This window comes from Psychrobacter sp. UBA6739 (assembly GCF_002453835.1).
Lineage (GTDB): Bacteria > Pseudomonadota > Gammaproteobacteria > Pseudomonadales > Moraxellaceae > Psychrobacter > Psychrobacter immobilis_A.
Genome location: NZ_DKHR01000015.1, coordinates 81,610 through 93,265 on the forward strand (window position 1 = coordinate 81,610; position 11,656 = coordinate 93,265).

At 42.8% G+C, this 11,656-nt stretch carries 8 protein-coding genes; 6 read left to right on the forward strand and 2 right to left on the reverse strand.

All coding sequences use genetic code 11. The features are described from left to right. The first annotated feature begins 182 nt into the window (after nucleotides 1–182). Nucleotides 183–1,478: a histidinol dehydrogenase gene (gene hisD, locus B2575_RS03790; RefSeq protein ID WP_296240227.1), complete on the forward strand. Its 1,296-nt coding sequence runs from the start codon at nucleotides 183–185 to the stop codon at nucleotides 1,476–1,478. A gap of 79 nt (nucleotides 1,479–1,557) precedes the next feature. Then, nucleotides 1,558–2,691, forward strand: a complete 1,134-nt coding sequence (gene hisC, locus B2575_RS03795) for a histidinol-phosphate transaminase (RefSeq protein ID WP_296240228.1) — start codon at nucleotides 1,558–1,560, stop codon at nucleotides 2,689–2,691. 124 nt (nucleotides 2,692–2,815) lie between these two features. Here the strand turns inward: hisC and B2575_RS03800 are convergent, their stop codons facing one another. Both B2575_RS03800 and B2575_RS03805 read right to left on the reverse strand, forming a co-directional pair. Next, nucleotides 2,816–4,480, reverse strand: coding sequence for an anthranilate synthase component I family protein (locus tag B2575_RS03800; protein ID WP_296240229.1), 1,665 nt, complete (start codon nucleotides 4,478–4,480; stop codon nucleotides 2,816–2,818). A gap of 38 nt (nucleotides 4,481–4,518) precedes the next feature. Further along, nucleotides 4,519–5,754, reverse strand: a complete 1,236-nt coding sequence (locus tag B2575_RS03805; protein WP_296240231.1) for a beta-ketoacyl-ACP synthase II — start codon at nucleotides 5,752–5,754, stop codon at nucleotides 4,519–4,521. Nucleotides 5,755–6,250: 496 nt separating this feature from the next. Between B2575_RS03805 and B2575_RS03810 the strand changes: the two genes are divergently transcribed. The 4 genes from B2575_RS03810 to fusA all read left to right on the forward strand — a co-directional run bounded on the left by B2575_RS03810 (nucleotide 6,251) and on the right by fusA (nucleotide 11,429). Beyond that, the gene (locus B2575_RS03810) at nucleotides 6,251–7,444 is read left to right on the forward strand and encodes an EcsC family protein (protein WP_296240232.1); all 1,194 of its coding nucleotides are present in this window, start codon (nucleotides 6,251–6,253) and stop codon (nucleotides 7,442–7,444) included. Between the two features lie 458 nt (nucleotides 7,445–7,902). Continuing rightward, the gene (rpsL, locus tag B2575_RS03815) at nucleotides 7,903–8,277 is read left to right on the forward strand and encodes a 30S ribosomal protein S12 (protein WP_011281154.1); all 375 of its coding nucleotides are present in this window, start codon (nucleotides 7,903–7,905) and stop codon (nucleotides 8,275–8,277) included. Between the two features lie 206 nt (nucleotides 8,278–8,483). Beyond that, the gene (rpsG, locus tag B2575_RS03820; protein ID WP_021814163.1) at nucleotides 8,484–8,957 is read left to right on the forward strand and encodes a 30S ribosomal protein S7; all 474 of its coding nucleotides are present in this window, start codon (nucleotides 8,484–8,486) and stop codon (nucleotides 8,955–8,957) included. A gap of 345 nt (nucleotides 8,958–9,302) precedes the next feature. Continuing rightward, nucleotides 9,303–11,429, forward strand: a complete 2,127-nt coding sequence (gene fusA, locus B2575_RS03825; RefSeq protein ID WP_055125899.1) for an elongation factor G — start codon at nucleotides 9,303–9,305, stop codon at nucleotides 11,427–11,429. Nucleotides 11,430–11,656 lie beyond the last annotated feature (227 nt).

Consider the following 11,656-nt stretch of genomic DNA (forward strand, 5'->3'; position numbering starts at 1 on the left):
GCGTGCTAAACTGGTTTTGTTGTATTTGCTTGCCAGAAAGTATGAGGTTAGTATAATCTGAACAAACTAAATATATAAAAACTGGTATATCAGCCATCATAATTATTATTAATACTCAATACCCTTCATTTTTACGTCGCTAATTTTCAGCAGTCTTTTATGCTCAGATATAGGATTAAGTCATGCGCCAACTAAGTACCCAAGATGCCGATTTTGACAGTCAGTTGACAGAGTTACTTGCCTTTGAAACCGTCAATGATGCCGATTTGTTAAAGACCGTTGATGATATCATCGCCCAAGTTCGGCATGATGGCGATCGCGTCGTACTGGCGTTAACCCAGCAATTCGATCAGCATCCGGCGACGACGATGCAAGAGCTAGAGCTGTCTAAAGAGGCGCTTGCTGAAGCGTTTGCGAATCTTGATGATACAGTGAAATTGGCATTGACCACCGCAGCAACGCGTGTGCAGACCTTTCATGAGCGCCAAGTACAAGAGACTTGGCAGTATGAAGATGAGCTTGGTAATCGCTTGGGTCAAAAAGTCACTGCACTTGATCGAGTAGGCATCTATGTCCCTGGTGGTTTGGCCTCTTATCCGTCTTCGGTATTGATGAATGCCATTCCTGCCAAAGTGGCGGGTGTTAAAGAGGTCATCATGGTAGTGCCAGCGCCAAAAGGCGTGCTCAATCCATTGGTATTGGCAGCTGCGCATTTGGCACAAGTCGACCGTGTCTTTACCATCGGCGGTGCGCAAGCGGTTGCTGCCTTGGCATATGGTACCGAAACGATTCCAGCGGTGGATAAAATCACTGGCCCTGGTAATAAATATGTTGCTGCCGCCAAGCGCGCAGTATTTGGTCAAGTTGGGATTGATATGATCGCTGGTCCTTCTGAAGTATTGGTCTATGCAGAGGGCGAGGCGCAAGACCGTGCTGATTGGTTGGCCATGGATTTATTGTCACAAGCTGAACATGACCGTATCGCTCAAGCTATCTTTGTCACAACCAGTGAACAGCAGCTAGCTGAAGTTGCCGCTGAGATCGAAAAAGCATTGGCAGAATTGCCAAAAGCCGATATCGCCCGCGATTCGCTAAAAAATCGTGGCGCACTTATTTTAGTCAAAGACCGCGTGGAAGGTATGGCTGTGATTAATCGGGTTGCCCCAGAACATTTAGAGTTGTCAGTTGATCATCCTGATGCGCTACTCAACGATATTCGTCATGCAGGTGCTATTTTCATGGGACGTCACACGCCTGAGGCGATTGGTGACTACTGCGCAGGACCCAATCACGTGTTGCCAACATCTGGCACTGCGCGTTTCTCTTCACCGCTAGGTGTTTATGATTTCCAAAAGAAATCCTCTATTATTTATTGTACTGAAGCCGGTAGTAAGCCATTGGCTGAGACCGCAGATATTTTAGCGCAACGTGAGGACTTAGAAGCCCATGCGCGCTCAGCCCGTTATCGTTATCAGTAACGTGGCTTAATGATTACTTTTGAATTGTACTTTTGAGATTTATATTTAATAATTTATGTGGCTAATAGTAGGATAACTTATGAGTGAGTTAAAGATAGACACCAGACTTTGGTCATCTAAAGCGCGTAATTTGTCACCTTACGTTCCTGGTGAGCAGCCTCAGCATGAAAATTTATGCAAATTAAATACCAATGAAAACCCATTCCCGCCGTCACCAAAAGTAGGCGAGGCAATCGCAAAAGTCCTAGAGCAGCAAGCGGATGATCTGCGTTTATATCCAGCGCCTGAGTCTGATGATTTGCGTGCCGCATTGGCACAACTCTATGATATTGATATCAACCAAGTGTTTGTTGGCAATGGCTCTGATGAAGTATTGGCACTAGTATTTGCCAGCTTTTTCCTAAAAGAGCGACCTGTTTTAGCACCCGATATCAGCTATAGTTTCTATCCAGTCTATGCGCAGACCTTTGGTATCGAGCTGGTACAAATTGCCTTGGAAGAAGATTTTAGTATTGATCCTGATGCTTATCGCCAGCCTTGTAGCGGCATTATCATTGCCAATCCAAATGCCCCAACTGGACTGCTATTATCGCTTGCTGATATTCGCAAGCTGGCTAGTGAGCACTCAAACTCAGTGATTGTGATTGATGAAGCTTATATTGATTTTGCGCGGGCAGTTGACGGTAGCTCAGATACAGAAATTTCAGCAGTGAGCTTAATCAATGAGTTTGACAACATTCTTGTGACCCAAACCTTTTCAAAGTCACGTTCGCTTGCTGGATTACGCGTTGGTATGGCTTTTGGTAATGCCTCATTGATTGAAGCCTTAACCCGTATGAAAAACAGCTTTAATAGCTATCCACTGGATAAGCTGGCGCAAGTAGGGGCGACTGCCAGTGTATTGGATGTTGAGTATTTTACTCAGACCTGCCAGCAAGTCATCGACTTACGCCAATCTCTTACAGCAGAGCTGACAGCGTTAGGTTTTGATGTGTTGCCATCGCATGCCAACTTTGTTTTTGCCCGCCCTAAAGACGGTAATGCCAATACGGTAGCGAATGCGTTACGTGAGCAAGGCATTATCGTCCGTCATTTTGACAAGCCACGCATCAATGAGTATTTGCGTATCACTACCGGTACAGCAGAGCAAAACAACCGTTTGATAGATGCTTTACAGACGTTGCAGAAAGAGGCTGAAATTATTGCTGATTAATATCTGGTTCGCGATTTAAATCTTGATAATTGCATCACGATGCTTGTATTGATAAAAAAGCCTGCCAACATTATGTTGCGCAGGCTTTTTGACGAATTTATCTAGTCACGTTTTTAGAACAATCTTAAGGGCCTTTGTGGGTATTTTCTTGAGTTAAAACGCTTAATAGATTACCGACTTTATCCAAACATTCTTGGTATTCAGCATCGCAATCAGAGGCGACAGTGATACCACCGCCTGCCCATAAGCTAATATGTCTTTTTTTATCCAACTCATTATGTGATGAAGTGTTAGCTTGCAGCGTACGAATGAGCACATTCCATTGACCACTGCCATCAAAGTTCATATAGCCCAATGTGCCGCAATAAGCACCGCGCGGCGCAGTTTCTAGCTCAGATATAATTTCAACCGCTCGCTTTTTTGGGGTGCCAGTAATTGAGCCAGCAGGCAAACTACCAAACAAAACGGCGAGTGGGTGAGTGTCCGTCTGTAATTCTGCGGTAATAGTGCTGACCATATGGTGCACATTGCTAAAACTCTCAATCGCGAATAACTGCGGCACTTTTACGCTGCCTATCTTGGCATATTTACCCAAGTCATTACGCAATAAATCGACAATCATCACATTTTCGGCACGATCCTTTTCACTATCAGTCAGTTGCTGTTTATAAGCATGGTCTTGTTGAATATTGGTGCTGCGCGGCATAGTCCCTTTGATGGGCTTAGTGATGATATGGTGCTTGCCAGTATTGGTATCCTTGGTAAATGTAAAAAACAACTCAGGTGAGCAGCTCAATAATTCAAACGGATGCTGGGACGTATTATTTTTGATTTCACGGTTAAAGGGATTAACCGCTAAATATCCGGCAAAAGGTGCTTGAGTATTACGATATAAAGCAGGTAAATAATCAATCAGCATCGGCAAAGCGCTATTATCGCTAGGGTTATGATCAAAAAAACCTTGCCATTCTTGGGTTAGGTTGATTTGATAACAGTCGCCTTGCTGTAGATATTTTTGGGTTTGATTGAATGCTTGTTGATAGTCTTGTTTGCGCCATCGTGACTTTAATACTAAAGGAGCAGGCAGTGGTGATGCTGTCAGTTGCGTTTTATTGAGACAGTTATCAGCCAGCTTTTTATCTACTATATCTAAATAAGAGACAAGTGCCGTGATCATTTTATTTTTTTGCTGATTATCAGAGTCGTTTTCAGAGTCGTTAGCAGTTGCCTTTATCGTTAATTCCCAACCCGTGTTGCCATGATCTCCATCAGGTGCTAGGTAAATATCATAATGTCCTAATACGGCACAAGGCTGTGCTGCTCGCTCAATTTTGGCGGCTGGGCTTAGCTCATGAGCCGCAATATCATAACCAATAAAACCTATCAGACCATGATGATAACTTGGTTTTTCATTTAAATCGCTTACAGATTCTGAGGTTTCATTATCAGTCTCATAAGTTTGACTATAACTGATTAATTCATCTTGCCAGTCGCTATAACTCATATGAGTGATATCATTGTGAACGGCGTCACGATAGGTTTTTGTGACTTGATAAAGAACTGCTTGTTCGTTCGAATCAGGCGTGTTTTCAGCACAATCTTGAACAGACCAGCTTACTTTTGGCAATAAGCCAATCACCGGTCGGCCATCATTGTTGAGCCAAACCAATTGCCAGTTTGCCTTAGTATCTTGTGCGATTAAATACTGCTGTAGCAGCGGCATAAGTTCTGCAGCCGATAGGTCACCAAAACGCCAGCTAGGTTTAGTAGCTGGCGATGGATCAGACATTATTTGCTCAGTTTTGAGAGGATGTGCTGCGAGCATAGTTAGGCGTCAAACTTTTTAATGATTAATGTGGCATTAGTACCGCCAAAGCCAAAGCTGTTGCTCATTAGTGTCTCAAGCTTGGCTTCACGCATTTCGGTGACAATATCAAAGCCTTCAGCCGCAGGGTCTAAATTATCAACATTGATACTGGGCGCAATGAAGCCTTCTTGTAGCATCAATAAGCAATAAATCAGCTCTTGCGCACCAACGGCACCAAGGCTATGACCTGTCATAGATTTGGTAGAGCTGATCGCAGGTACTTGACTGATATCATCACCAAATGCTTTAGCAATGGCTTTAAGCTCAGTGATGTCACCAAGTGGCGTACTAGTACCGTGGCTATTGATATAGTCGACAGTTTGCAAACCAGCTTCGGCCAGTGCTTGCTGCATACAGCGCACGGCACCTTCACCACTTGGCGCAACCATTTCAGCGCCATCAGAGCTGGCACCATAACCGACGATTTCAGCCAATATGTTGGCACCACGTGCTTGGGCATGCTCTAGACTTTCAACCACTACCATCGCACCACCAGCAGCAATCACAAAGCCATCACGATCTTTATCATAAGCTCTTGAGGCGCGCTGCGGTGTCTCATTATATTGAGTACTAACCGCGCCCATGGCATCAAACATACAAGACTGTGTCCAGTGTTCCGCTTCGCTACCACCCGCGAGTATCACATCTGCTTTGCCCAACTGAATAAGTTCAGCCGCATGACCGATGCAATGGGTTGAGGTGGCACAAGCAGAGGTGAGCGAGTATGATACGCCTTGGATTTTTAAACCTGTTGCCAATGCCGCTGATACTGAACTGCCCATCGTTTTTGGCACAGCCATCGCGCCGACACCGCGCAGACCTTTATCCCGCATGGCATCTATGGCATTGACAATATTCTCTGTCGATGCGCCGCCAGAGCTTGCGACCACGCCCACGCGTGGATTATTATTGATGGTTCCAAGCGACAAACCAGACTGCTCAATGGCATTTAAAGCACTGACATAAGCGTATAGACTGGCATCACTAAAAAACCGTTTCAACTTACGATCGATACCACTGGTATCAAGCGTCGACTGGTCGATACTGCCGCTAACGTGTGATTTAAACCCATGCTCAGCATAAGCCTCATTAAATGTAATGCCAGACTGCCCGTGCTTTAGAGCGGCAGTAACCGTGGCTAAATCATGTCCGATACAAGAGACGATCCCTGCTCCAGTGATAACAACGCGGCGCATATTCTATTCCTTATGAGTAACGATTTTTCACAATTACTTTTAATAATCGTTTTTAAGTATGTATTTCTATTATTTAATATTAGGATGTATTGAGCGTCAAAGCCTCATTTTACAATCATTGTGATGATTATAGTAAAACTATATGCTTGGTAACTGATTATTTATAAGTAATAAACTACTTATAAATAGAAGTACAAGTGTACTGTGAGTTATGGCACATGATAACGTATCGAGCGTCCAAAATCTTTGTACAAGTGCAAAATAACGACAAAATCGCGCTTGCTGTCTAAAGTTATCTATAAAGACTATTTGGCTTAAGACAGCTTGTATAATGGTATCAATCATACATTAAGTGATACTTTTGGATACAAAATTTGTGATTGCGATAACATTGTTCGCACTGACATCGATTATAGTGATTGACTAGAATGGCACATCTATTATTATAAATCGCTTACAATAAAACAAAATTACTCATCACATTAAGGACATCACGATGGCGAAGCGTAGCACTCTCTCTAAAGGTATCACTACCGTTGGCTCTTTTACTCGCAACAATCTAGAGCGCGTGGGCGCTATGATTGATAGCGTGAATGCTAAGACGGGCAAACCGCGTCAATACAAAGCAGTCAACTTAGGCGATGAAGACTATCAGCAGGATTTATTCCGTGAGCAAACGTTAAAAGCCACTCAGCAGTTGTTAGGGCCACGTTTTGCCACTTATGGTAAATATGCCAAAAAAGTAGTGCCAAACAGTTTTTTTCAGTCGACGGTCGATGGCGCTTTTGCACAAGTGGCAAATCTTGCTTCTAACTGGAGTCAGATTGATTTACCTAATGAGCATCGTTTCGCCAATATCGCAAGCTTGGATGATGAAGAGCGTTATGCATTAGCCACTGATATCGCCAATCAAAACCGTGCATTGGCAACGATAGGGGGCTTAACAGGTTTGGCTGGGCTTCCTGGTTTGCTTGCTGATACGCTATGGCTTTTATTGGTATCATTACGTACCGTCTATCAGTTGGGTGCTGTCTACAATAAACCCCTCACAGGTAAGCAAGGTGTCAAAATGGCTTATGAGCTGTTAGCGAATGCTGATCTGAGCAAGATGCAAGAAAAACAAGCATTGCTAGCAGGTATTGGTATCGGCAAAGGCTTATTGGATAATGCCCAAAGCAGTGGTCTACACAATGAGCTAAAAAACCTAGGTCTAAAGGATAAAAACGTCAACTTTTATGCAGAACAAGTTGACAGCATTGCCAGTCAGGTCGGTATTGACCTGGATAAAATCAATTTAACATGGATACGCAAATTCTTACCAGTTACCGCTGTTATCGTTGGTATGCGCTACAACAGCCAGCTCATTGATGAAGTGATTGGCGTGGCTCAAGCGACTTTTGCCCCAGAAGCCAAACTTGCCAATCGTGCAATCACTGATGATAGCGGTAATGAAGCTAAGGTAAACAAAACAGCTGACAATGACAAGCAGCAAGATGCTGAGAAAGAGTCAAGCAAGGATACCGATAGCAAGAAAGATACTGCTGAAGAAAAAAATAACCATCAAGAAGCTGATGAAAAGGTCGTGAAAGAAACGCAGAAAGACGACAATGACGATAATAACAAGCAAGGCAGTCAGAACAAATCCTCTGACAGCAAATCAAACAAGACGGCTAACAAGAAAAGCAAATAAGAGCGTCTAAACAATCAGACTTAAGTGTTACTTTTCTTAAGACAGCTTATATCATAGAAGGATTATGAGCTGGATATCTACTGCTAATTTTGGCGATATTATCTTCTTTCTCTTGAAAAACAAGATAATATCGCCATTTAGTACTCATAAATTGCTATTTATTTATAGTCAAACATTCTATTTAAATCGTTCGTAATGCTACTTTCGATATACTGTATGACAATCTACTTTTTAGCTGATTTTTAACTAAAAATAGATAAAGTGTTATAGTAGTAGGGTGAATGCATATCTATCAAATGTTGTAAAGTGCAATCACGCATAAGTGGTTGAAATAGCAGCAACAACTCTTTATAATACACTGTCCTAAAAATGGGTGTACCAAAATCTGTCATTAAAGTCAGATGGATGGTGCGTTTCCCCATTTTTTTGTTTTATACCAAACGGGAGAAGGATGCCTCATGGCAACAACTAACCAATTGATTCGTAAAGGTCGCAAAACCATCAAGGAAAAGTCAAAAGTTCCTGCGTTGGAAGCGTGCCCACAACGTCGTGGTGTATGTACTCGCGTATATACTACTACCCCTAAAAAACCTAACTCAGCCATGCGTAAAGTATGTCGTGTACGTTTGACTTCAGGCTATGAAGTATCAAGCTATATTGGCGGCGAAGGTCATAACCTACAAGAGCACAGTGTTGTTCTTATCCGTGGTGGTCGTGTAAAAGATCTACCAGGTGTACGTTATCACACCGTTCGTGGTGCATTAGATTGCGCAGGCGTTAAAGACCGTAAGCAAGGTCGCTCTAAATATGGTGCTAAGAAGCCTAAAGTTTAATAACTAATCGTTATTAGCTAAACTTTTTTATACCAAACATTAACTGTGCATGGGTCTGGTGTTGACAGTATTATTAAATTAGTAATTCACTGTTAAAACATACCGCCGTGCAGTAAGGCTGACTGACAACTCGATATAACGCCATCCAATATTAATTGGTGCGAGATTGTGAATGTCAGACACTCCTGAAGAAAAGGATTATTATTATGCCAAGACGTCGCGTCGTTGCTACCCGTGAGATCCTACCGGATCCTAAGTTTGGTAGCCAAACTGTTGCAAAATTCATCAACCATGTAATGAGTCATGGTAAAAAATCTACTGCTGAGCGTATCGTTTACGGTGCACTTGAAACAGTAAGCGAAAAACGTAAAATCGAAGATCCAGTATCTTTTTTCGAAGAAGTTTTAGAAAATGTACGCCCAATGGTAGAAGTGAAAGCTCGCCGCGTTGGTGGTGCAACCTACCAAGTACCAATGGAAGTACGCCCCTCCCGTCGTACTGCCTTGGCTATGCGTTGGTTAGCTGAAGCTGCTGCTAAGCGTTCTGAAAAATCAATGGCTTTGCGTTTAGCTGGCGAATTGAATGATGCTGCTGATGGCAAAGGCGCTGCTATGAAAAAGCGTGACGAAGTTCACCGCATGGCAGATGCTAACAAAGCGTTCTCTCATTACCGCTTCTAAGCTACTGTTTATTAGTAGTAGCTTTAGATTAGCTGGCTGAAGTCAGCTAATCTTACATTGTTATTTATTCTATTGATTGCCGCCATCGTTTATCTTGTTGTAAGTAGTTTTTGACTATCAACAACGAGATGGCGGACATCTATCAAGATGTCTCTCTTAATTAAGTATGCTTGTCACAAGAGAGCATCCCAAATCTGATGCCGCACTATTCTTAGTATTTGCTCTTTTTTTGTCCGTATTAGGCTCAATAATCAGTAAGTAATATGAAGCTGACCGCTTTGTCATAGAGTATGAGGTAGAGACACAATACATTATTATATACACGACTTTTCCTAGGAAAACACTATGGCTCGTAAAACTCCCCTAAAACGCTATCGCAACATTGGTATCTCAGCGCACATCGATGCTGGTAAGACAACCACTACTGAGCGTGTTTTATTCTATACCGGTGTTAGTCACAAACTTGGTGAAGTACATGATGGCGCAGCCACTATGGACTGGATGGAGCAAGAACAAGAGCGCGGTATTACTATTACCTCAGCAGCGACGACTTGTTTTTGGTCAGGTATGGCAAAACAGTTTGACGAACATCGTATCAACATCATTGACACCCCAGGTCACGTTGACTTCACGATCGAAGTTGAACGTTCTATGCGTGTACTTGATGGCGCTTGCATGGTTTACTGTGCAGTAGGCGGCGTTCAGCCACAGTCTGAGACCGTATGGCGTCAGGCAAATAAATATAAAGTTCCACGTCTTGCATTTGTAAACAAAATGGATCGCGTTGGCGCTGATTTCTATCGTGTCATTGAGCAGATCAAAACTCGTCTAGGTGGTAATCCTGTGCCATTGGTTATTCCAATTGGTAAAGAAGATGACTTCGAAGGCGTTATCGATCTAGTTACGATGAAAGCTCTTTATTGGGATGAAGCATCTCAAGGTATGGAGTTTGAAGAGCGTGAAATCCCAGCTGAATTACAAGAAAAAGCAGAAGAGTATCGTGAGATTCTTGTAGAAAATGCGGCTGAAGCAACAGAAGAATTGATGAATGAGTATCTAGAAAATGGCGAGTTGTCTGTAGAGCAGATCAACGTTGCTATTCGTCAACTGACTATTGATAACCAAATCATTCCATTACTTTGTGGTACTGCCTTTAAAAACAAAGGTGTACAAAAGATGTTGGATGCGGTTATTCAGTATCTTCCAGCACCAATGGATGTACCTGCTATTAAAGGTATCCTTGATGACAAAGATGAAACTGAAGGCACTCGTGAAGCGTCAGATGAAGCGCCATTCTCAGCTTTAGCATTTAAAATCATGAATGACAAATTCGTTGGTAACTTAACCTTCGTTCGTGTTTATTCAGGTGTTTTAACGCAAGGCAGCAGTGTTTATAACCCAGTCAAAATGAAGCGTGAGCGCGTTGGTCGTATTGTACAGATGATGGCTAACTCTCAAGAAGAGTTGCAAGAAATCCGTACTGGTGATATCGCTGCATTGGTCGGTATGAAAGACGTAACGACTGGTGATACGCTATGTGATGAGCAAAATGTTATCACGCTTGAGCGCATGGAATTCCCAGATCCAGTTATCAGCCTAGCGGTTGAACCTAAGACCAAAGCTGACCAAGAAAGAATGTCAATTGCTTTAGGTCGTTTGGCGAAAGAAGATCCATCGTTCCGTGTACACACTGACGAAGAATCTGGTCAGACAATCATCAGTGGTATGGGTGAGCTGCATCTAGAGATTCTTGTTGACCGTATGAAGCGTGAGTTTAACGTTGAAGCGAACATCGGTGCGCCGCAGGTTGCTTATCGTGAAACGATTCGTAACACGGTTGAGCAAGAAGGCAAATTCGTACGTCAGACTGGTGGTCGTGGTAAATTCGGTCACGTTTGGTTACGTCTTGAGCCACTTGATCCAGCTGGCGATACTGAATATGAATTCGCTGAAGAAGTTGTTGGTGGTACTGTACCGAAAGAATTCCATGGTGCTGTTGATAAAGGTATCCGAGAACGCATGAAAAATGGCGTACTTGCTGGTTATCCAGTGGTTGGCGTAAAAGCGACCTTGTATGACGGTTCTTACCATGACGTCGATTCGGATGAGCTATCATTTAAGATGGCTGGTTCTATGGCATTCAGAAAAGGCTTCATGGCAGCAGATCCAGCGCTACTTGAGCCAATCATGAAAGTTGAAGTTGAAACGCCTGAAGATTATATGGGCGATATCATGGGCGATCTTAACCGTCGTCGTGGTTTGGTACAGGGTATGGAAGACCTACCTGGCGGTACTAAGCAGATCCGTGCCGAAGTACCATTAGCAGAAATGTTTGGTTATGCCACACAAATGCGCTCAATGTCACAAGGCCGTGCTACTTATTCAATGGAATTCCAAAAGTACGCTGAGATTCCAAAATCAGTTGCTGCTGACATCATCTCTAAATTCAACAATAAAGATGATGACGAGTAAGTAATCGTCTATTAAATATGACAATGTAGCTATTATCTCTATGTTGTCATAGAAGAATACGCCAATAATTGGTTAAAAGACTTGTTATTGGCGGTGATTTTCTTATAATATCTGCACATTAGTATGTGTACCCTTTTAACAATTATCTTAATGTGGTCAAGATCGTCTTTGTTATCGTATTTATACGAGCTTAGCATTTGACCCCAAAAAAAGAGGAAATACCCATG